The organism is Aeromonas rivipollensis, assembly GCF_037811135.1.
In the GTDB taxonomy this organism is placed as follows: domain Bacteria; phylum Pseudomonadota; class Gammaproteobacteria; order Enterobacterales; family Aeromonadaceae; genus Aeromonas; species Aeromonas rivipollensis.
The window spans coordinates 3,025,431-3,046,626 of the sequence record NZ_CP149130.1; the positions used below are offsets into that span (position 1 = coordinate 3,025,431).

At 62.3% G+C, this 21,196-nt stretch carries 23 protein-coding genes and 1 riboswitch; of the genes, 5 read left to right on the plus strand and 18 right to left on the minus strand.

The genetic code is table 11. The annotated features are described in order from the left end of the window. Positions 1 to 36: 36 nt before the first annotated feature. The 15 genes from modC to moaA form a co-directional block, all read right to left on the minus strand. Positions 37 to 1,092 (minus strand): molybdenum ABC transporter ATP-binding protein, encoded by a 1,056-nt coding sequence (gene modC, locus WIR04_RS13570; RefSeq protein ID WP_338887613.1) that lies wholly within the window; start codon positions 1,090 to 1,092, stop codon positions 37 to 39. Continuing rightward, a complete protein-coding gene (gene modB, locus WIR04_RS13575; RefSeq protein WP_338887614.1) occupies positions 1,089 to 1,769 on the minus strand; it encodes a molybdate ABC transporter permease subunit in 681 nt (226 codons plus the stop codon). The genes modC and modB overlap by 4 nt, the downstream gene beginning before the upstream one ends. Before the next feature lie 108 nt (positions 1,770 to 1,877). Then, positions 1,878 to 2,606 carry a molybdate ABC transporter substrate-binding protein gene (gene modA, locus WIR04_RS13580; protein ID WP_338887616.1) on the minus strand — a complete coding sequence of 243 codons (729 nt, stop codon included), beginning with the start codon at positions 2,604 to 2,606 and terminating at the stop codon, positions 1,878 to 1,880. 85 nt (positions 2,607 to 2,691) lie between these two features. Beyond that, positions 2,692 to 3,171, minus strand: coding sequence for a molybdopterin synthase catalytic subunit MoaE (gene moaE, locus WIR04_RS13585; protein ID WP_338887618.1), 480 nt, complete (start codon positions 3,169 to 3,171; stop codon positions 2,692 to 2,694). 100 nt (positions 3,172 to 3,271) lie between these two features. Beyond that, positions 3,272 to 3,517 (minus strand): molybdopterin synthase sulfur carrier subunit, encoded by a 246-nt coding sequence (gene moaD / locus WIR04_RS13590; protein ID WP_338887620.1) that lies wholly within the window; start codon positions 3,515 to 3,517, stop codon positions 3,272 to 3,274. Beyond that, a complete protein-coding gene (gene moaC / locus WIR04_RS13595; protein WP_111913679.1) occupies positions 3,514 to 4,008 on the minus strand; it encodes a cyclic pyranopterin monophosphate synthase MoaC in 495 nt (164 codons plus the stop codon). The genes moaD and moaC overlap by 4 nt, the downstream gene beginning before the upstream one ends. 50 nt (positions 4,009 to 4,058) lie before the next feature. Beyond that, positions 4,059 to 4,565 carry a molybdenum cofactor biosynthesis protein B gene (moaB, locus tag WIR04_RS13600; RefSeq protein WP_106887335.1) on the minus strand — a complete coding sequence of 169 codons (507 nt, stop codon included), beginning with the start codon at positions 4,563 to 4,565 and terminating at the stop codon, positions 4,059 to 4,061. Positions 4,566 to 4,789: 224 nt separating this feature from the next. Next, positions 4,790 to 5,380: a cytochrome c3 family protein gene (locus tag WIR04_RS13605; RefSeq protein WP_025326410.1), complete on the minus strand. Its 591-nt coding sequence runs from the start codon at positions 5,378 to 5,380 to the stop codon at positions 4,790 to 4,792. 12 nt (positions 5,381 to 5,392) lie between these two features. Then, positions 5,393 to 5,848, minus strand: a complete 456-nt coding sequence (locus tag WIR04_RS13610; protein WP_106887336.1) for a nitrate reductase cytochrome c-type subunit — start codon at positions 5,846 to 5,848, stop codon at positions 5,393 to 5,395. Next, on the minus strand, positions 5,848 to 6,723 hold the full coding sequence (napH, locus tag WIR04_RS13615; RefSeq protein WP_262109285.1) for a quinol dehydrogenase ferredoxin subunit NapH: 876 nt from the start codon (positions 6,721 to 6,723) through the stop codon (positions 5,848 to 5,850). The genes WIR04_RS13610 and napH overlap by 1 nt, the downstream gene beginning before the upstream one ends. Beyond that, entirely contained in the window at positions 6,720 to 7,454 is a 735-nt protein-coding gene (gene napG / locus WIR04_RS13620; RefSeq protein WP_338887630.1) for a ferredoxin-type protein NapG, read from the minus strand. Before napG ends, napH begins: the two co-directional genes overlap by 4 nt. A 15-nt stretch (positions 7,455 to 7,469) precedes the next feature. Then, positions 7,470 to 9,959, minus strand: a complete 2,490-nt coding sequence (gene napA / locus WIR04_RS13625; RefSeq protein ID WP_338887632.1) for a nitrate reductase catalytic subunit NapA — start codon at positions 9,957 to 9,959, stop codon at positions 7,470 to 7,472. 126 nt (positions 9,960 to 10,085) lie between these two features. After that, entirely contained in the window at positions 10,086 to 10,376 is a 291-nt protein-coding gene (locus WIR04_RS13630; RefSeq protein ID WP_256351239.1) for a chaperone NapD, read from the minus strand. An 8-nt stretch (positions 10,377 to 10,384) separates the two neighbouring features. Further along, on the minus strand, positions 10,385 to 10,894 hold the full coding sequence (gene napF, locus WIR04_RS13635; RefSeq protein ID WP_025326405.1) for a ferredoxin-type protein NapF: 510 nt from the start codon (positions 10,892 to 10,894) through the stop codon (positions 10,385 to 10,387). A 250-nt stretch (positions 10,895 to 11,144) separates the two neighbouring features. Beyond that, positions 11,145 to 12,140: a GTP 3',8-cyclase MoaA gene (gene moaA, locus WIR04_RS13640; protein WP_025326404.1), complete on the minus strand. Its 996-nt coding sequence runs from the start codon at positions 12,138 to 12,140 to the stop codon at positions 11,145 to 11,147. Beyond that, positions 12,128 to 12,267, minus strand: a riboswitch (molybdenum cofactor riboswitch). Its footprint overlaps the gene before it by 13 nt. 79 nt (positions 12,268 to 12,346) lie before the next feature. On the opposite strand from moaA, the gene narQ reads away from it, so the two are divergent. From narQ to WIR04_RS13660, 4 genes are all read left to right on the plus strand, one after another. Continuing rightward, positions 12,347 to 14,059 carry a nitrate/nitrite two-component system sensor histidine kinase NarQ gene (gene narQ / locus WIR04_RS13645; protein ID WP_025326403.1) on the plus strand — a complete coding sequence of 571 codons (1,713 nt, stop codon included), beginning with the start codon at positions 12,347 to 12,349 and terminating at the stop codon, positions 14,057 to 14,059. Further along, entirely contained in the window at positions 14,059 to 14,697 is a 639-nt protein-coding gene (gene narL / locus WIR04_RS13650) for a two-component system response regulator NarL (protein WP_005325544.1), read from the plus strand. The genes narQ and narL overlap by 1 nt, the downstream gene beginning before the upstream one ends. 157 nt (positions 14,698 to 14,854) lie before the next feature. Continuing rightward, the gene (locus tag WIR04_RS13655) at positions 14,855 to 15,280 is read left to right on the plus strand and encodes a globin domain-containing protein (protein ID WP_025326402.1); all 426 of its coding nucleotides are present in this window, start codon (positions 14,855 to 14,857) and stop codon (positions 15,278 to 15,280) included. A gap of 313 nt (positions 15,281 to 15,593) precedes the next feature. Further along, positions 15,594 to 16,169: an LON peptidase substrate-binding domain-containing protein gene (locus tag WIR04_RS13660; RefSeq protein ID WP_025326401.1), complete on the plus strand. Its 576-nt coding sequence runs from the start codon at positions 15,594 to 15,596 to the stop codon at positions 16,167 to 16,169. 255 nt (positions 16,170 to 16,424) lie between these two features. On the opposite strand, the gene WIR04_RS13665 is transcribed toward WIR04_RS13660, so the two are convergent. Both WIR04_RS13665 and WIR04_RS13670 read right to left on the minus strand, forming a co-directional pair. Then, positions 16,425 to 18,506: an ATP-binding protein gene (locus WIR04_RS13665; RefSeq protein ID WP_338887641.1), complete on the minus strand. Its 2,082-nt coding sequence runs from the start codon at positions 18,504 to 18,506 to the stop codon at positions 16,425 to 16,427. An 18-nt stretch (positions 18,507 to 18,524) separates the two neighbouring features. After that, positions 18,525 to 19,709, minus strand: coding sequence for an FIST N-terminal domain-containing protein (locus tag WIR04_RS13670; protein WP_025326399.1), 1,185 nt, complete (start codon positions 19,707 to 19,709; stop codon positions 18,525 to 18,527). A 112-nt stretch (positions 19,710 to 19,821) separates the two neighbouring features. On the opposite strand from WIR04_RS13670, the gene WIR04_RS13675 reads away from it, so the two are divergent. After that, positions 19,822 to 20,745: a uridine diphosphate-N-acetylglucosamine-binding protein YvcK gene (locus WIR04_RS13675; RefSeq protein WP_338887644.1), complete on the plus strand. Its 924-nt coding sequence runs from the start codon at positions 19,822 to 19,824 to the stop codon at positions 20,743 to 20,745. A gap of 14 nt (positions 20,746 to 20,759) precedes the next feature. Here the strand turns inward: WIR04_RS13675 and WIR04_RS13680 are convergent, their stop codons facing one another. Next, positions 20,760 to 21,095, minus strand: coding sequence for an Hpt domain-containing protein (locus WIR04_RS13680; protein WP_025326397.1), 336 nt, complete (start codon positions 21,093 to 21,095; stop codon positions 20,760 to 20,762). Positions 21,096 to 21,196 lie beyond the last annotated feature (101 nt).

Genomic DNA, 21,196 nt, shown 5'->3' on the forward strand with positions numbered 1-21,196 from the left:
GACGGCCTTGCTGCCCATGCTGTGGCGACAAGCCCCTCAGCCCTCTCCCACCAGGCTCACCGCCTTGATGTAGGCGTAGAGGCGCTGCCCAGGCACCAGCGCCAGCCGTTTCGCGGAGCGGCTGGTGATCCGGGCCAGCAGTATCTGCTGCCCCAGCGCCAACTGCAACAGGGTTTGCCCCGGCCTCACCTCCCTCACCTCGAGCAGTCGGGTCGCGAGGCAGTTGGAGAGGCTGGAGTGTGTGATGGGGGCGGTGGCGATCACCAGATCCCGCCCCGCCACCTTGATCTGCAACTCCCCTGTCTCGTCGGGGGCATGCTCCATGGTGACCATCAGGCTCTGATCCCCGAGTTGCAGGGTCGCCATCTGTTCATCGTCATCGTAATGGGCCAGGGTCGCCGTCAGCATGACACCGACGTCGTCGCGACTGGAGAGGGAGAGGTCGGTGCGGGCGAAGATCTCGCTCGGCCTGCCCTGCGCCTCCAGCCTGCCGTCAGCCAGCAGCACCAGTTGATCGCACAGCAGGCTCACCTCCTCCATGGCGTGGCTCACGAAGATCATGGGGATGCCGCTTTCGCGCTGCAATCCCTTGAGCACATGGGCCTGATGGATGCGGCTGCGGCTGTCCAGTGCCGAGAAGGGCTCATCGAGCAGCAGCAGATCGGGCTCCGCCAGCAGGGCCCGCCCCAGGGCCACCCGCTGGCGCTGGCCGCCGGAAAGCCCGTGAGCCGGCTGTTCCAGCAGATCGGCAAAGCCGAGCCGCAGCGCCAGCGCCTCGGGCTGCCAGCGCCCTCGCCCCTTGCCCGCCGCCAGCTGCAAGTTGCCGAGCACGCTCAGATGGGGGAAGAGGCGGGAGTCCTGGAACACCAGCCCGATGCGGCGCGCCTCCGGCAGCAGGGCCGCCAGATCACGCCCCTGCCAGTGCAAGACGTCCGAGGGAGCGCGGTCCAGCCCGGCGATAATGCGCAGCAAGGTGCTCTTGCCACAGCCGGAGGGGCCAAAGAGGCCGAGAATGCCGCCAAGGGGCAGCGCCAGATCGCATGCCAGGGTGAAGGAGCCGAACGCACGGTTGGCCTTGAGGTGCAGGCTCATCCGAACAGCCTCCGCTGCCGGCGCTGCAAGACGCCATAGACCAGCACCAGCATCACCAGGGAGAAGCCCATCAGGCCACCCGCCAGGTAGTGGGCATGCCGATAATCCATGGCTTCCACGTGATCAAAGAGGGCGATGGAGAGCACCTGGGTCTCCCCCGGGATGTTGCCCCCTATCATCAGCACCACGCCAAACTCCCCCAGGGTATGGGCAAAGCCCAGCGCCGCCGCCATCACAAAGCTCGGCAGCGTCATCGGCAAGATGATCTGAAAGAAGCGCTCAAGGGGCCCCAGCCCCAGGGTGGCGGCGGCTTCCAGCTCTTTGCTGCCCATGTTGACGAAGGCGGAGGTGAGGGGCTGCACCACGAAGGGGAGCGAATAGAGAATGGAGGCAAACAGCAGGCCGAGGAAGCTGAAGGCCAGGGTTGTCCCGAAGGTCTCCCGCCACCAGGCGCCGAGGCCATACTCCGGCGAGAAGGCGAGCAGCAGATAGAAGCCGAGCACGGTCGGCGGCAACACCAGGGGCAGCGCCACCAGGGCCTCCACCAGCGGCCGCAGCCGGTGCTGGCTGCGGGAGAGCCACCAGGCGAGCGGCGGCGACAGCAGCAGCAGTATGACGGTGGTGCTGGCCGCCAGCTTCAAGGTGAGCCAGACCGCCAGCAGATCCCCTTCACTCATCGTTCGCCTCCCGGGTTGATGCCGACAACCACATGCTGTGCCCTCTCATCGCAACGCCTGGTCGACCCCTGGGTCGGCCACTCGGGGTATAACATCAGCCCCATACCCTCATTGGGGCAGGGCATAGCCCGCGGCCTTGATCTGCTCCTGACCCGGGCCCTTGAGCCAGGCCACCAGCGCCTCGACCGCCTCCCCCTTCTTCAATACCAGCCCCTGCTGCTCTATGGGGGGGTAGAAGCTGGCCGGCACGGCCCAGGCTTCGCCTGTCTTGCCCGCCTCCACCAGGTTGGCCCAGGCGACGAAACCGAGCTTCGCATTGCCGGTGTCCACGAACTGCCAGGTCTGGCCGATGTTGGTGCCAGTCAGCAGCCGGTACTGCTTGGGATCTATCTTGAGGTGGGCCAGGGTTGCCATGGCGGCGGTGCCATAGGGGGCGGTCTTGGGGTTGGCGATGGCCAGCTCCCCCTGCCAATTGCGCAAGGTGGCCTCGTCGGGGGCAGGCCCTCCCTTCTGCCACAGGCCGAGCTGGCCGATGGCGTAGGTGAAACGACCGCTCCCCTTGCCCTCCGCCTCCAGTTTTTGAGGGGTGGCCACGTCGGCGGAGAGGAAGAGATCGAAGGGGGCGCCGTGGGTGATCTGGGTGTAGAGCACACCAGTGGCCGCCGAGCTGATGGCGACGCTGTGGCCGGTCTTGGCGGTGAACTCCTTGCCAATGCGCTCCAGGGTGCCCTTGAAGTTGGCGGCCACGGCCACCCTGACTTCATCGGCCAAAGCGGCCCCGCTGTGCAAGGCGCCGGCAAACAGACCGAGCAACACCACGGACAACTGTTTCTTCATTCCCTGTCTCCTTGAGGCTCCGGCGAACCCGAAGCTAGTGGTGGCAAGCGCCCGCGAGCACTCGCCTGTCATCGAACCGGGTCGGCTAGGACTCTTGCCGCCAGCGGGCGGCGGCGGCGTCATCGCTCGCCTTGGCCTCGACCCAGCGTTGAACGCCCTCGGCGGTCAGCTCTTTTTTCCAGAACGGCGCCCGGGTCTTCAAGAAATCCATGATGAAGTGGCAGGCCTCGAAGGCGGCGTCCCTGTGGGCGCTGCTCACCGCCACCAACACAATCTGATCCCCGAGCAGCAGATCGCCGATGCGGTGAATGAGGGTGCACTCCTGCAGCGGCCAGCGGCCACGGGCCTCTGTGACTATGTCCGTCAGTGCCTTCTCGGTCATGCCGGGGTAGTGCTCGAGGGAGAGTCCCTTAACCTCCTCCCCCTGATTGAAGTCACGCACCTTGCCGACGAAGGTGACGATGGCGCCGCTGTCATGGCGGGCAGCGAGGCGTTCATACTCCTCTCCCAGGGAGAAGTCGGCCCGCTGCACTAGGATGCGATCCACTGTCATTATCTCGCTCATCCTCAGCCTCCGGTCGTTACTGGAGGGAGAGGGAAGAAGGCGGCCTCATCCCCGTCCCACAGCTCAGTGGTGTGATCCACTGTCGTTATCTCGCTCATCCTCAGCCTCCGGTCACGGGGGGGAAGAAGGCGACTTCATCGTCCTCATTAAGAGGCGTCTCGAGCGGCACCAGGGTCTGGTTGACCGCCACCAGCAGCTTGCCCGATTCCAGCGCCAGGGCCCACTTGTCGCCGCGCTCGCACAAGGCGGCGCGAAGTTGCTCTGCAGTGGTGTAGTCGCACGGCAGGCGGAGCTCGTCGCAGCCCACCAGCTCACGCACTTGCGCAAAAAACAGTACCTTGATCATGCCTTCTCTCCTGCCTGGGAGCCCAGCTGGAAGTGGCCGGACTTGCCGCCCTTCTTCTCCACCAGCCTGACTTGCTCGATCACCATGTCCTTTTGCACCGCCTTGCACATGTCGTAGATGGTCAGCGCCGCCACGGACGCTGCGGTGAGCGCCTCCATCTCCACCCCTGTCTTGCCCGAAAGCTTGCAGAGGGTACGGATATGGACCCTATTGTGCTCGGGCTGGGCCTCGATCTCTACCTCCACCCGGGTCAGCGCCAGGGGGTGGCAGAGGGGAATGAGATCGGCGGTCTTCTTGGCCGCCATGATGCCGGCGATACGGGCGGTGGCGAACACGTCCCCCTTGTGGTGCTGACCGCCGAGGATCAGCGCCAGGGTCGCGGGGGCCATGGTCACGAAGGCTTCAGCGCGAGCTTCACGTTCTGTGACCTGCTTGTCGGTCACATCTACCATGTGGGCTTCGCCGCTCTGGTTTAAATGGGTCAGGTTCATCTATTCCCCTATCGAAAAATAAGATGGATGATCGAGAGAAACTCCCGAGATCACAGATGGGACACGAAGTTGCACGGCCTGGTGCGGGCGTCCAGCTGATCCCGGATGAGCTGCTCCCAGCCGAGCTGGCAGGCGCCGGTGGAGCCCGGCAGGCAGCAGATCAGGGTGCGATTGGCGAGCCCCGCCAGGGCGCGGCTCTGCATGGCCGAGCCTTTTATCTCGGCGAAGGAGAGCTGGCGGAACATCTCGCCAAAGCCCTGTACGGTGCGCTCGAACAGCACCCCCACAGCCTCCGGCACCCGGTTCTGTTCATTGAAACCGGTGCCGCCGTTGATCAGCACCACCTGCACCGCCTCGTCGACGATCCACTGGCTCACCTGGGCCCGGATCCGGAACAGGTTGTCGGCGCACAGGGCCCGATCCGCGAGCTGATGACCCGCCTGGGTCAAAGCCGATACCAGATAATCCCCCGAGCTGTCGTCGGCGGCGGTGCGGCTGTCGGAGACCGTCAGCACGGCGATCTTGAGAGGGATGAATTCGCTGTTTTTGGGTGCCATGTTTCTGGATGCCATAGGACAAATCCTGTCAATCATTCATTGACCAAGAGAGGAGAAGAGGGGGACGCGTCGCCCGGCCATGCCGGTCGGTGAATGTGCGCCGACAGGGGCGCCGCGTTGCCGGGGAGGGATTCTATCAAAAGATGTCTGGCTGAGGGGGTTAAAAGGCCCATAAAAATCAAAGGCCATCGAAGCGGTGTTATGCGCTCCGATGGCCCGGCACCTTAGAACCCTTCCACGCCCTTCATGTCAGGCAGCTGATGCGCGATGCCCTTGTGACAATCGATGCAGGTATTCTGACCGCTTGCCAGGTTGGTGGAGTGCATCTGGGCCGCCCGCCGCCCTTGCAGGGAGAAGTCCATGTACTCGAAGTTGTGGCAGTTGCGGCACTCGCGCGAATCCGTGTCTTTCATCCGCTGCCACTCCCGCTCCGCCATCTCCCGGCGGTGGGATTCAAACTTCTCGCGGGTATCCACCTTGCCGGTCAGCATGCCCCACAGCTCCTTGGAGGCCTGCACCTTGCGAATGATCTTGTAGGTCCATTCGTGGGGCACGTGGCAATCGGGGCAGCTGGCGCGCACCCCCGAGCGGTTCGCATAGTGGATGGTGTCGCGGTACTCCACGAAGACGTTGTCCTTCATCTCGTGGCAGCCGGTACAGAACTTCTCGGTGTTGGAAGCTTCCATGGCGGTGTTGAAACCGCCCCAGAAGATGACGCCGCCGAAGAAGCCCATCAGCAGCAGCACCCAGAGGGCCGCCTTCGAGGGGGACTTGAAGGTGGTCCAAAGACGCTGGATAAAGCCGGGTAATTTCATCTAGTTGGCTCCTCAGTTCAGCGCTTCAACTGGTTTAAACGTATTTTCCACCAGCGGCTTGGCATCCGCTTGCGGCACGTGGCACTGCAGGCAGAAGTAGCGGCGGGGGGACACCTCGCCAAGAGTCATGCCGTCGCGGGTCTCGAAGTGCGTCGGGCTGATCTTGGGGGCCTTCATCTTGCTGGCGTTCTTGAAGCTGTGGCAGGCCAGGCACTTGTTGACCTTGTTGTCCACCTCGTAGTTGCGAGTATCGTGGGGGATCAGCGGCGGCTGATGCATGTACTGGCGATCGTAGAGGTCGCCATCCTTGCGATAGTTCTTCATGGGGGCCGCATCTGCCTCCGTGACCAGATCCGTACTCCCCCGCTCCGACTTGATCCCCCCCGTGCTGTTGGTGATCTCGGGGGTGGCTGCCATCAAGGAGCCCGCCATCAGGCAGGCCAGCATTGCTCCAATCAGCTTTTTCATTATTTGTTCTCCGACGTTTTCTCTGCCTTGACGGCAAAACCTGTAGTGATTTCGAAAACTTGCTCCGCGCAGACATCGATGCAACGGCCGCAGTTGGTACACTCCTGAGCCACAATCAAGGGCCCGTGACCGCGCCTGGCCCCGTGAACCGGGCCGCGCAGGATGGGACGCTCCGGGCAGACCGCATAACAATCCATGCAGTTGCTGCACCGCTCACGCCCCCTGGCAGAAATCTTGATAAACCCGACCCGATTGACCAGGGCATAGAAGGCCCCCACCGGACAGAGATGACCACACCAGCCCCGCTCCACCACCAAGAGGTCGAACAGGAACAGGGCCACCAGCAGACCCCAGCCCGCCCCCATGCCAAACAGCAGGCCGCGCATGGCCAAAGAGACCGGATTGACCAGCTCCCACACCAGCACGCCCGTGATGGCGGGCGCCACCAGCACCATGGCCAGCAGCCAGTAGCGGGTATTGCGGTTGAACTGGCCGTTGCCCTTGAGCCCAAGCCGGGCCCTGACCCAGGCGGCGGCATCGGTGACCAGGTTGACCGGGCAGACCCAGGAGCAGAACACCCGCCCCCCGACCAGCCAGTACCCCAAGAGCACTATTGCCGCACCGAGCCAGAGGGTGGTGATGGGCCAATGGCCCGCCGCCACCGACTGCAGCAGGGTCAGGGGATCGCTCAGCGGCACCGTCTCCAGCAACAGCGAGCTGGAGAGGTTGCCCTTGAGGATCCAGACCCCCGCCAGCGGCCCCAGCAGGAAGAGCCCCAGCACGCCAAACTGGCTGAGCCGGCGCAGCAGCAGGAAGCGGTGGGCGCGCCACCAGCCCAGCCTGGCGCTGGCCTCGGCCCCCGGATAACGACTCATAGCCCCTCCGGTTTGCGGGTCGGCAGGGTGAGTCGCTCACCGATGAGGGACTTGCCCGCCCTGGCCTTCTCTTCCCAGCCGAGCCGGTAGTGATGACCGAGCTCACCCTTGGCGAGCCCATGGGGCACCACCTTGATGGCTGCCGTCTCCAGCACGCAGGCGTGCTCGCACTTGCCGCAGCCAGTACAGATGTCGCTGTGTACAGTGGGCAGAAACATGGCGTGCTTGCCGGTGCGCGGATTGCGTTGCAGCTCCAGGGTGATCGCCTTGTCTATCAAGGGGCAGACCCGGTAACAGACGTCGCAGCGCAGGCCCAGATAGTTGAGGCAGGCCTCGTGATCGATGAGCACCGCCACCCCCATGCGCGCCTGATCGATGTCGGTCATCCCCTGATCCAGCGCCCCGCTCGGGCAGGCCACCACGCAGGGGATGTCGTCACACATCTCGCAGGGGACGGCGCGCGCCTCGAAATAGGGGGTGCCCGTGGTCACGGGATCCAGCAGCCGGGAGAGCTTGAGGGTGTCATAAGGGCAGGCTTCGACGCAGAGCCCGCAGCGCACGCAGGCACCGAGGAAGTCAGCCTCCCCCAGTGCCGCCGGCGGCCGCAATGCCTGGGCGGGCACCGCCTGCGCCTGCTGGCGGGCCACAGTGCCGAGCCCTGCCCCAAGCAGGCCCACGGAGCAGGCCCCCTTGGCAAGGTCGGCCAGGAACTGGCGACGGCTGCGACTCATCCCCCCGGCCCCGCCTTACGCCTTCATGACCTTGACGGCGCACTTCTTGTAATCCGTCTCTTTCGAGAGCGGATCCGTGGCGTCCAAGGTCAGCTTGTTGACCAGCTGGCTCGCATCGAAGAAGGGCATGAACACCAGGCCTTTGGGCGGACGGTTGCGACCGCGGGTCTCGACGCGGGTCTTCACCTCGCCACGGCGGGAGGCGACGATCACCTCTTCGCCACGACGCACACCACGGGCCTTGGCATCTTCCGGGTGCATGAAGAGCACCGCATCCGGGAAGGCGCGATAGAGCTCGGGTACCCGACGGGTCATGGTGCCGGTGTGCCAGTGTTCCAGCACGCGGCCGGTGGAGAGCCACATGTCGTACTCCTGGTCCGGTGCCTCGGCGGCCGGCTCGTAAGGCAGCGCGAAGATCACCGCCTTGCCATCGGGTTTGCCGTAGAAACGCACCCCCTCCCCCGCCTTCACATAGGGGTCGAACCCTTCGCGATAGCGCCACAGGGTCTCCTTGCCGTCCACCACCGGCCAGCGCAAACCGCGCGCCTCATGGTACTGATCGAAGGGCGCCAGATCGTGACCATGGCCGCGACCGAAGGAGGCGTACTCCTCGAACAGCCCCTTCTGCACGTAGAAGCCGAAGTGTTCGGCCTCGTCGTTCAGCGCTCCCTTGCTCTGCTCTTTCGGGAACTGGTTGACCTGACCGTTGGCATAGAGCACCTCGAACAGGGTCTTGCCCTTCACTTCCGGCATCTTGGCGATAAGCTCAGCTGGCCACACCTCTTCCACGGTGAAGCGCTTGGCGAACTCCATCAGCTGCCACAAGTCGGACTTGGCCCCTTCCGGCGCCTTGACCTGCTGGTGCCAGAACTGGGTGCGGCGCTCGGCGTTGCCATAGGCCCCCTCTTTTTCCACCCACATGGCGGTGGGCAGGATGAGATCAGCCGCTTGCGCCGTGACGGTCGGGTAAGGGTCAGAGACCACGATGAAGTTGGCCGGGTTGCGATAACCGGGCAGCCCCTCCTCGTTCATGTTCGGGCCGGCCTGCATGTTGTTGTTGCACATCACCCAGTAGGCGTTGAGCTTGCCGTCTTTGAGCATGCGGTTTTGCAACACGGCGTGATAACCCACCTGCTCGGGAATGGTGCCTTCCGGCAGCTTCCAGATCTTCTCGGCGATGGCGCGGTGCTTGGGATCAGTGACCACCATGTCGGCGGGCAGACGGTGGGCGAAGGTGCCCACTTCCCGCGCCGTGCCGCAGGCAGAGGGCTGGCCGGTCAGGGAGAAGGGACCGCTGCCCGGGGTGGAGATCTTGCCGGTCAGCAGGTGGATGTTGTAGCAGAGGTTGTTCGCCCAGACGCCACGGGTGTGCTGGTTGAAGCCCATGGTCCAGTAGGAGACCACCTTCTTGTCCGGATCGGCGTAAAGCTGGGCCAGTTTTTCCAGCTTGTCCTTGGAGACGCCGGAGAGCTTGGCCACAGAGTCGACGTCGTAATCCGCCACGAATTTCGCGAAGTCCTCGAAGCTCATGGGGGTGGAGTCGCCGCTGTCCGGGTTCTTGGCTTTCTGCTGCAGTGGATTGGTCGGACGCAGGCCGTAGCCGATGTCGGTGACCCCCTTGCGGAACTGGGTGTGCTTGTTGACGAAGTCCCAGTTCACCTTGTCGTTCTGGATGATGTAGTTGGCGATGTAGTTGAGGATCGCCAAGTCGGTCTGGGGCGTGAACACCATGCCGTTATCCGCCAGCTCGAAGCTGCGGTGCTCGAAGGTGGAGAGCACGTGCACCTGCACATCCGGGTTGGAGAGACGGCGATCGGACATCCGCGACCAGAGGATGGGGTGCATCTCGGCCATGTTGGAGCCCCAGAGCACGAAGGCGTCGGCCTGCTCGATGTCGTCATAGCAGCCCATGGGCTCATCCATGCCGAAGGTGCGCATGAAACCGACCACGGCGGAGGCCATGCAGTGACGGGCGTTGGGATCCAGGTTGTTGGTACGCAGGCCCGCCTTCATCAGCTTGGCGGCGGCGTAGCCTTCCCACACTGTCCACTGGCCGGAGCCGAACATGCCGATCGCGGTCGGGCCTTTCTCCTTGAGGGTGGCCTTGAACTTCTCGGCCATGATGTCGAACGCCTGATCCCAGCTGATGGGGGCGAAGTCGCCATTCTTGTCGAACTTGCCATTGGTCATGCGCAGCATGGGCTGGGTCAGGCGATCCTCGCCGTACATGATCTTGGAGAGGAAGTAGCCTTTGATGCAGTTGAGGCCACGGTTGACCGGTGCATCGGGATCCCCCTGGGTCGCCACGACACGCCCGGCCTGGGAGCCCACCAGCACGGAGCAGCCGGTGCCGCAGAAGCGGCAGGGTGCCTTGTCCCAGGTGATGGCCGTCTTGTCGGTGCTGGTAATAAGGTTCGCCGCCAGGGTGGGGGCACTGACTCCGGCCACGGCAGCGGCTGCCGCCACCGCATTGGCCTTCATAAAGTCGCGTCGACTCAGCTTCATGACATATCCTCGCATTGCTTAATCACATCAATGACAGCCATTGTCACGAGCCGCGCTGGCTCAGCGTCATGGCGCTTTATTGCTTTCTTCGGGCATCGCGAACCTCGCGGCCCAAGCCTAATGGCGCTATTCCTTGCCCTCGGCTTCGACTTCATCAAACTGGTGGTAGATCAGGGCGGCAGAGAGCACGCCCGGCATGGCATTGATCGCATCGATGGCCGCCATGATGGGACGCTGGCTGGGCCCTTCCAGGGTCACCACCAGCTTGCCTTCGTCGCTGACGGCATGGATCTCGGCCCCGTCCAGAGCCGCAATCTGCTCTGCGAGCCGGTGGCGCAAGGGGGGCTGGGTCAGTACCACCAGGCTGGATACATGGAACTCTTCTCGGGTCATATGGTTGTTTTCCAACTTGCTCATCCCTTGCTTCATGTGGACGACCCCTGATGGGGGACGCCCACCCTGATACTGCCGACCGGACAATCTGCCACGCAGGCACCACAGCCATTGCACGACTCGGTATGGATGCTGGGGGTGGGTACTCGCCCCAGCTGAGGAGAAAAACGGATGGCCTGCTGCTCGCAGCTGTCCTGACAGCGCTGGCAGAAGACCTGGGCACTGGCCAGGCAACCCGCTTCGATGTGGGCCACATAGTCCCAGGGTGTCTGCGTCGTCGGCCTGAACACCGGCGCCTGGCAGGCGCTGACGCACTCGCCACAGAAGGTGCACTCGCCACGCTGGAAATCCACCGTCGGGAAGCCGCCATCCCCCTTGATCAGGATCTGTTCCGGGCAAGCCGTCAGGCAGTCGCCACACCGGGTGCAATCGGCCACGAAGTCGGCCCAGGAGACGGACCAGGGCAGCTGAATCCCAGCCTTGGGCGCACTAAGCCGTCCTCGAAACAGACTGCGGCGTGACAGATTGACCCCATCAGGCATATCAATTCCTCTTCACAGGACAGAATTCGAGCGCGGAAGCAGTGACTGGCATTTTCAATACCAATTATAAGCGTGGGTGTATATTGCGACTCTCACAAGTCCAGCGATATACCACCAGGGAGATAAACAGGGGGGATTATTGCGCTGGATCAAACCCTTGGCGCAATAAGGCAGCAGAGGGGCAAGGTAAATTACCCCTATGTGAGGATTGCTTATTAATCGATGGCTATTTTGCTCTGACGGCGAGCGCTCAGCCGCCGATGGAGGCGAGATGGGGGGTCATGCCGGCATTGCCTTCGTGCAGACGATGGGTGGCGGCCTTGCCGGTGAGTGCCTGACGGATCCGCTGTTGCAGGGCCTCCTGCTGGCTGTCGTCACCGAGCAGATCCCGCAACTCCACCCCGTTGTCGCCGAACAGACAGAGGTGCAGCTTGCCCACGGAGGAGACCCGCAGCCGATTGCAACCGGCGCAGAAGTCCTTGCTGTAGGGCATGATGAGTCCCACTCCTCCCATTGACTCAGGATGCATAAACACCTGGGCCGGGCCATCGTCCACCGCGCGCAATTGCTGGATCCAGCCATTGCCAAGCAGTTGCTCCTTGATGAGCTCGCCGCTGGTGTGGTGGTCGCGAAACAGGCTGTCCATCTCCCCGGTCTGCATCAGCTCGATGAAGCGCAGCTCGATGGGCTTGTGCCTGATCCAGGCCAGAAACTGATCCAGTTGCTGGTCGTTGAGCCCCTTGAGCAGCACCGCATTGATCTTCACCGACCTGAAGCCGGCGGCCAGTGCCGCCTCTATCCCCTCCATCACCTCCGCCAGCTTGTTCTCGCCGGTGATCTGGTGAAACTGGCGTGGATCCAGGCTGTCAACACTGACATTGAGGGCATTGAGTCCGGCATCGAACCACTCCTGGGCCCGCTCCTTCAAGCGATAGCCATTGGTGGTCATGGCCACCTTCTCGATGCCGGGGGTATTGGCCACCGTCTCTATGATGGCGGTGAAGTCACGGCGCAGGGAGGGCTCCCCCCCGGTCAGGCGCACCTTGCGGGTGCCCATGGCGGCGAAGCCAGAGACGATGCGGCGGATCTCCTCCAGGGAGAGAAACGACTTGCGCCCCTCCTTGTTCCCATCCGGGGGGCGATAACCGTCCGGCAAACAGTAGGTACAACGGAAATTGCACACGTCGGTAATCGACAGGCGCAAATAGTAAAAGCGACGGGAAAAACCATCTTCAAGTGGCAACATAAACACCTTTCCAAATACGGGAGGCCAGGGCATTTCTTTCCTGACCCTTTCAGCTCGAACGACGGCTGACGGCGTTTTCCCCCTATCTCAATGACTTAGGCAAAAACGCTCGGAGTTCATCTAGTTTTTCGATGCTAGCACAAGTTGGAGTACACTCCCATGCTACTTTGTGGGGTCTTTGTCTGATCTGAAGGAAGCCAATCGGCATGGGAAAGTGGTTCAAAGTACACTCGGTCAGCAGCGCCATCGGCCGCTCCATGGTGCTGATCCTGTTCATGGCCAGCCTGATCGCCGTGGTGGCCATGGTCACCCTCTTCTATTCGGTACCCGATGCCAAGGCGATCAACCTGTCGGGATCATTGCGGATGCAGGCCTATCGCATGGCCTACGAAATCGAGAAGGATCAGGCCGTCCTCGGCCGACTCGACCAGTTCGAGCAGACACTGCACGCCTCCGAGTTGCAGGAGACCCAGCGCTGGATCACCCCCGCCTCTCTGCGCCGCACCTATGGTGAGGTGCTGCTGCAATGGCAGATGATGCGCGAGCACATCGAGAACGCCACCCCCAGCCGCTACACCGACAACACGGAACAGTTCGTCGCCGCCATCGATGACTTCGTCAACCAGATGCAGTATCACGTGGAGTTCAAGGTGCGCATGCTGGCCCTGGCGGAGGGGCTGGGCTTGCTCTCCATCATCACCATCGCCTGGTTCACGGTGCGTTTCACCCGCCAGCAGGTGGTGGCCCCCCTCAATCAGCTGGTCCATTGCGCCCGCCAGATCCAGCGCCAGGAGTTCGACCTGACCCTGCCCCCCCACTGCGAAAACGAATTGGGGGAACTGTCCGGCGCCTTCGCCACCATGGCGGACGAGCTCGGCAAGCTCTATAGAGAGCTGGAGAGCAAGGTGGAAGAGAAAACCGCCAAGCTGCAGCAGGCCAACGACACCCTCTCCTTCCTCTACTCCACCGCCCAGAAGCTGCATGCGGCGCCGCTGAGCCGGCGCACCCTGCAAAAATTGCTGGAGCGGGCCGCCGCCCACCAGCACATCGACCATATCCGGCTGACCCGCTTCGAGCACAATGCCATGCCGGTCTACATCACCGGGCGCAAGGGCTGGCCAGGCGATCTGGAGGCCGTGGTGAGCTTCTATCTGCAGATGGATGATGAGGAGTACGGCCGGCTCGACATGATAAGCGAACACCCCATAGACGAGCGGCTGATGAAGAACTTCTCCATGTTGCTGGCCCAGGTGCTGCACAAGGATCAAACCCTGCTGCAACACCAGCGCCTGCTCTTGATGGAGGAGCGGGCCGTCATCGCCCGCGAGCTGCACGACTCGCTGGCGCAGGCGCTCTCCTACCTCAAGATCCAGTCCACCCTGCTCAAGCGTTCCGTCACCAAGGGGGATAATGGCAAGGCCGAGGCCGCCATGCAGCAGATCGACGAGGGGCTCAGCAATGCCTATACCCAGCTGCGCGAGCTGCTCGGCACCTTCCGCCTCAGCATCGGTGACGCCAACCTCGGCGAAGCCATAGGCGTCATGCTGGAGCAGCTCAAGCCCCAGACCCGGGCCGAGATCAGGCTCCAATACGGGCTGACCGATACAGATCTCGAGGCGGGGCAACACATTCACATCCTGCAGTTGATCCGTGAGGCAGTGCTCAATGCCATCAAACATGCCTGCGCCCAGCGCATTGACGTTAGCTGTGAGACCCTGGCTGATGGTAACATCCAGGTTCAGATTGCAGATGATGGTGTCGGAATAGGGGGCGCAAGCTCTGCGGTGAATCACTACGGTCTCAGCATCATGAACGAGCGTGCCAGCAAGTTGCACGGTCAGTTGACCATCAGTGAACCGCCCTCCGGGGGCACCCGTGTACACCTGACCTTTCCCACCAGCCTAACAAGAGACGCCTGATGGACGAGATGAAATATAGTGTTCTGGTCGTAGATGACCATCCCCTGATGCGCAAAGGCATTGTGCAACTGCTGGAGCTGGAAGATAACATCGAAGTGATAGGCGAGGCTTCTAACGGCACTGACGCCGTGGCCATGGCCAAGGAGTCGGAGCCGGACCTTATCCTGCTCGATCTCAACATGAAGGGCTTGTCCGGCCTCGATACCCTCAAGGCCCTGCGCGCCGAAGAGGTCACCTCCCGGGTCGTGATCCTGACCGTCTCCGACGCCCGCCAGGACGTGGTTGCCCTGCTCAAGGCCGGTGCCGATGGCTACCTGCTCAAGGACACCGAGCCCGACATGCTGCTGGGCCAGCTGGCCGATGTCATGACCGGCAAGCAGATCCTGAGCGAGCCGCTGCGCCCCTACCTCGAGAACATCTACGAGCTGGATCACCTGCAGCAGAAGCTGGAAAGCTTGACCCGCCGGGAGATGCAGATCATGCGCGAGATTGCCAAGGGCCTCTCCAACAAGCAGGTCGCCTCCGTGCTCCACATCTCGGAAGGTACCGTCAAGGTGCACGTCAAGAGCCTGCTGAAAAAGCTCGAGGCCCAGAGCCGGGTGGAAGCCGCCGTCATGTACCTGGAGCAGCGCAACTAAGCTCCCGTTACGGACCCCATCTCATGTCAGCCAAGGCCCCGCCATCCCGGGGCCTTTTGCTGGCCGCCTCCCCCACCTCACAAAACGTCACCGGTTCCCGCATCTTATTGAGCAAATGAATTATTATGTTCAGGAAACGGCACATGGAGAGCACGGCATGACATCCGAACAGATCGAGCTGGTACAAAGAGCATGGGGCAAGGTCACCGCTCTGAACAACACCTATGTCCAGGAGGTATATGCGGAGCTGTTCCGACTGTCTCCTGAATTGATCAACCTCTTTCCCGATCCTGCGGGAATGCCGGTCGCCAAGGTGTCGGATACCCTGAATACGGTGATCACCAGCCTGGAGCAGCTGGATGCCTTGAGCTTCATCATCCGGGATCTCGGCAGGCGGCATCAAAAATTCAAGGTGCAGTCACACCAGTTCGACCTGTTGAAACAGGCATTGACCCTGGTGCTGGCACGTCGGCTGGGAGAGCATTTCACGCCAGCGCTCTCTGATGCCTGGTCACAGATGTACGACGAGATAGCCGCCCTGATGCTGGAAGGGCTCAGTCAGCCCGCCGAATCCGTCGCCTAGCCGCCTCAGCCATCACACCCGAGAGATCCTGCCGCTTAAGATGGACGGCAGATACGCATTTTGCAGGGGGATCATTTGCAATATGCGAACTCTACCCCATTCTGCAGATGGGGCATGTACGAGCCCCTACAAAGCCACCTGAATCCCTTCCTGCGTTATCCTGCCTCTTCCATTGAATAAAATCCTAATAGATTGATTACTAATGGATATTTAAATCACTGGCATCATTTTCCTGCCATTTCTCCATTTTCCCCGAGCTCTGGCACAGTCACTGCATTGTCATATTCAGATGCAACTTATCGGAGGATGGAACATGAAACTTCAACAACTGGCACTGTTCCCCTTGCCCTCACACATATTGCCGGGCGGGAAACTCCCCTTGCGCCTGTTCGAGCCTCGCCACCTGCAGATGCTCAAGGAGTCCTTCATCGATGATCGGGGCTTTGGCATCGTGATGGAAGAGACCACCAGCACAGGCACCTGCGGACGCATCCTGCCGGTCGGCACTCACGTCAAAGTGACTGATTTCTATACGCTCAACGATGGCCTGCTCGGGGTCACAGTGCTCGGTCTGGAACGTTTCTGCATCCATGAAATGGAAACGGACGAATCTGGATTGCGTCACGCTCAGGTGGAAACCCTGCCCAACTGGCCGAGTGCGCACTCGGACTTCAGCGACAAGCAGCTGGTCAGCAGATTGCAGGAGGTATTTGAACAATATCCGGAACTGGATGAGCTCTACCCGGACAAGCAGTTCGACGACGCGGCCTGGCTCTGCCAACGCTGGCTCGAGATCCTGCCCATGCCGATCTATGAAAAACAGATGTTGATTGCCAAACAAAACAGTGAAGCGGCGCGCCAGTTCCTGCGCCGACTGATCGCACAGTGAGTCAAAGAGTGGTTTGCAAAACGCGAAAATAACGACAGTAAATTCTTACAATGAAATAAGACATTTGCATTTTGCAACCAGCAGCCACCATAAAAAACAGATAACACAGCTGCAAGCCGCAATAACAGGTCATGAAAAGTTGGCACGACTTTTTCATATAAGACCGTACAACCCGATTTATCCCGTGCTCTCTTCAGTATTTGCTGAAGAATTGGTCAACCACCAGGTTGACCATTTTTTTTACCCAAAATCGGGCTACGGGAGCCGGCAATGGCGTAGCAAACAGCTGCGCAGCCGGGCCAGACTGATGGGCTTGGCCAGAAAATCGTTCATCCCCTGGGCCAGGCAACGCGCCCTGTCCTCCGTCATGGCATTGGCCGTCAGCGCCACTATGGGAACCTCGCATCCCATGGCTCTCAGACGACGGGTAGCCTCCAGCCCATCCATCTGCGGCATCCGCATATCCATCAGGATGAGATCCGGTCGCCGCTCGCCGACCTGTGCCAGCGCCTCCAGGCCATTGCTTGCCAGTCTCACCCGGCACACCAGCTTTTGCAGCATGAGCGACACCACCAGCTGATTGACCGGGCTGTCCTCCACCACCAGCACATCCAGATCCAGCATGGAGCCCCCCTCGATGGCGGGGTTGGTCGACGCGACGCAAGGTGAGGCCATCCCGGGCAACTCGAACCAGAAACAGCTGCCCTGCCCAGGGGCGCTTTGCAGGCGGATGTCGCCTCCCATGAGCTGCACCAGCCGCCGGCAGATGGCCAGCCCAAGCCCGGAGCCGGAGAAGCGACGGCTGGCCGAGCTGTCGACCTGATAGAACGGCTCGAACAGCAGCGCCTGATCCTCGGGGGATATGCCAATCCCGGTGTCGCTGACCGACACCCTCAGCCGTTCATTCTGCCACGCCAGCGCGAGTCGCACGCTACCAGCGGCGGTAAATTTCACCGCATTGCCGAGCAGGTTGCCGATCACCTGGGACAGGCGGACGGCGTCCCCCTGCAGCTGGGACGGCACCTCCTCATCCAGCTGCCAGTGCAGCGCTATGCCCTTGGCGCTGGCCTGCGCCTGCAGCGGCTCCACCAGGGCCCGGCACAGCTCGGCGGGTTGAAAGGGTTCGCAGTGCAAGGCCAGGGTATGGGATTCAATCTTCGAGAAGTCGAGCACATCGTCGATGATGGTCTGCAGCAGATGGGCAGAGTGAGTGGCGTGGCCGAGCAGGGTCTGTTGCGGGATCTCGAGCCGGCCATGTTGCAGCAGATCCAGCATCCCCAGCACCGCATTCATGGGGGAGCGGATCTCGTGGGTCATCATGGCCAGGAACTGGGACTTGGCGCGGTTGGCACTCTCGGCCTCATCCCGCGCCCGCGCCAGCTCCTGCTCGCGGCGGATCTGGCTGCCGATCTCCCGCGCCGTGCCTCGATAGCCGATGAAGGCGCCGTTGGCGTCATGGCAAGGCTCGGCATTGATCTCCATCCAGCAGGGGCCACTCGCCAGCGTCACCTGGGCACGCATCGCCCGCACCGGCAGATGGCGAGCTATCTGGTGCTGATACTTGCACCAGGCGGGATCCTGCTTGTCGTAAGCAAAGTCATAGAGGCTGCGCCCCGCCTGGCGGACAAGCGCCTCCCCCTGATAGCCGGGGGCAGAGACATAGCTCAGCCTGTGCTCGGGATCCGTCTCCCAGAACCAGTCGGACGCCATGGCGGCAAAGCTGCGAAAGCGTTGTTCACTGGCCTGCAAGGCGAGGGTCTTGAGGTCGACCTGCTCCTGCAGGCGGGCCCGATAGGCAATGTTGACCAGCGCCTGGGAGATGAGCGGGCGACAGCGCTGCATCGCCGCTTTGCTCTGGAGATCGAAGGTGCCCGCGGCACTGTGCCGACAGATGAGCACACCGGAGAAGCCCGGCGCCTGCAAGCCCGTCATCATGACGCTGGCCCAGCCCGCCGCCCCCGCCAGGGAGGCCAGCTCGGGCAACTGGGCCGGATCATAGATGACCAGGGTTTCACCTGCGATGGCGCGGGAGAAGAGCGGCGTCAGCGGCCAGGTGCGACCGACCTCCCCGGACTGGGTACTCAGATGGGTGCTACCGCGCGCACTCTCCCAGGCGACCACGTCAGCCTGTTCGAAGCCGATGAAGGGCTTGAGCGCCAGAATGAGGCTGTCCAGCACCTGCTCCAGGCTCTTGGCCTGTGCCAGCGTCGCCACCCCGCACAGCAGGGCCTGCGACTCCTGGCGGTATCTGGCTTCCCGCTCCCGGCAACGCATCAGCTCCACCAGCGTGGTTTGCAGCTTGTCGCCCAGGGTTTCGAGTTCGCTATTGCCTATCATCTTGTGTCCAGCACCTTGTCAGCTCTCGAGGAAGATTACGCTCGATACCATGAGGTTGCCATGGGCCAGCTCACCGTGAGGCAATCGCCCCTGCTCGCCAAAGGTGAATGGCGTGATAAAGGGGATCTCCCCCAGCCGTTGGCTGAAATGGCCGACGACATCACTGAGCGCGTCTCCCAGCGCCAGACGGCAGCCCGCGCAGAACACCACCAGAGCGCCTATGGGCTGCAGGTTCCCCGCCATGCCATATTCGGGTTCGATCCGCACCGCATTCAGGCTGCGCTGGAGCAGGCCCTCCTGACTGCTGTACATGAGTTGCAGCCGCTCCCCCAACCGGGTTTCGGTAAAGAGGCGCAACCCTTCCCGCTCGGTCACCGCCTCAGGGTGGGAGAGCTTGTAGTAGGGCATCTCATCGAGGGTCCCGACCTGGCGGGCCAGCGGGGAGAGGGTCGTCTCCCGCAAAATGGGGCCCACAGGCCAGGGGCCCTGGCGCTCTGTCCAGCGGGCATAGACCCGGGCTGCCGGTTCATTGTCGATGGTCAGCACCTCGCGGCCATCCAGCGCGGTAATGGTGCCATGACGTTCGGTGGGCACATAGCCGGAGTGAAACTGGAAGGCCAGCTGGCAATCGGGATAGAGCACCGCCACCACGCAGCCCTGGCGCCCCTCCCCCTCATCCCAGCACAGCTGCCACTCGCCGGTGACCCCGTCGTCCGCCGCCGAGCCGCCGACGACGGGAACCGTCGCCCCGAACTCGGCATCTATGCCCGCCAGCACCGCCTCTTCCTGCCCGGGGCTGGTGTGCAGCAGTATGAGTTGCGGCAACTCGCCGGGACGCCCGCCATCGGCGATGGCGCGGCGCAGCAACTGGCGCACATCCAGCTCGTCCCCTGCCTGACCGGCCACGCCGTAGGCACCCTTGTCGTCATAGAGGGCCGCCACTGCCAGGCTCCAGCCCAGCCGGCCATGATGGCCAGCCTGGGTCAGGATACCGCCACAGGAGCTGCACCCGATGAGCCGGGTGTGGGGGAAACGGGCCTTGAGTGCACGGCGCAGTACCGCGGCATCGTGTGCTTGGGTAAAATAGACCAGCAACAACGACGGGGAATGAGGTGATTGAGCGAGCAACCGTTCAGCTATCTGTTGGGCGGCCAGCGGGGTCGTCTCGGCAAGAGAGTGAGCCGTCAGGAAGTTCAACACCATCTCCTAGTGGTATGTGATGCCGGGGCATCAAGCAAAAATCATACCTTTATCAAACAATTACCTGGCCAGGCGGACTAAACTGATGCGCACTGGCCTCCCACAGGATGACTGCATGTGGCAGAAAAATATCAATGACTTCGACCGGGTCGTCGCCATCGGCGGTGGTCACGGCATGGGTCGGGTGCTCTCTTCCCTCTCGTTTTTAGGCACTCGGCTGACGGGCATAGTCACCACCACGGATGATGGCGGCTCCACCGGACGCCTGCGCAAGAGCCAGGAGTGCATCGCCTGGGGAGACTTGCGCAACTGCCTCAATCAGCTGGTGACCGAGCCCGGTATCGGCAGCCAGCTGTTCGAATACCGCTTCACGGGTCGCGGCGAGCTGGCGGGCCACAACCTCGGCAACCTGATGCTGCTGGCCCTCGACAACCTCTGTGTCCGTCCTCTGGATGCCATCAGGCTCATCAGCGACATGTTGCACATAGCACCCAGTCTGCTGCCCATGTCCGAGCACCCCACGGATCTGTGTGCCCACACCCTCTGTGGCGATCAGATCCTGGGGGAAGTCTCCATCGATCAACTCACCACGCCGCCACGGGCCCTGAGCCTGAACCCGGTCGTGCCCGCCACCCGCGAGGCGATCGATGCCCTGAGCCAGGCCGACATGATCATTCTGGGGCCCGGCAGCTTCCTCACCTCCATCATGCCCCCCCTGTTGCTGAGCGAAATCGCAGAAGCGATCCGCGGCAGCGGCGCAATCGTCGTCTTCATCAGCAATCTGGTGGCCGAAAACGGGCCGGCTGGCAAGCTGACGCTGTCCCACCAGCATCGCTGGCTGGAAGAGCGGATCGGCCAGGGCCGGATCGATGCCATCCTGGCCCCCGAAGGCCATGGGGCCCCGGAGCTGCAGCATTGCCTGGTTCAGGCCAGTCTGGGTGAGGCGGCCCTGCCCCATCGCCACGATCGCCTCAAGCTTCGACAGGCGCTGGACGAGGTGATACTGAGCTGGTACGCAGAGCGTGACAAGGCGGGCTAATCCGCCAGTGCGACCTAGTGATACTTGGCCAGATGGGAAAACACCTGCGGCAGGGAGTGCTCGAGCTGCTCGAGCAAGCGACCAGCCTCCTCCACATCCTCCCGGCGACAGGCGAGCTCCAGCGCCATCACTTGCCGATAGCTGGGCTCGGCACCGTAACTGCCACAAGAGGACTTCATGCTGTGGGCGAGGCGGGCCAGGGCGGTCCAGTCCCGCTGATCAAAGAGCGGCCTGAGCTGGGCAAGTTGCCCGCCCACCTCCTCGACGAACACCGAGATGACGACCGGCATCATGTCGTGACCTATGTCATCTGCCAGTTGTCTCAGCACTTTCTGATCCAGCCACTCCATCTTCTCTTCCCTATGATGGTATTCAAACAGACCACAATATAGCCGACCCGCACACCGACTGTCACCCGCTCTGCGGCGAGAGTCGGTTGAAGCGGCGTGCC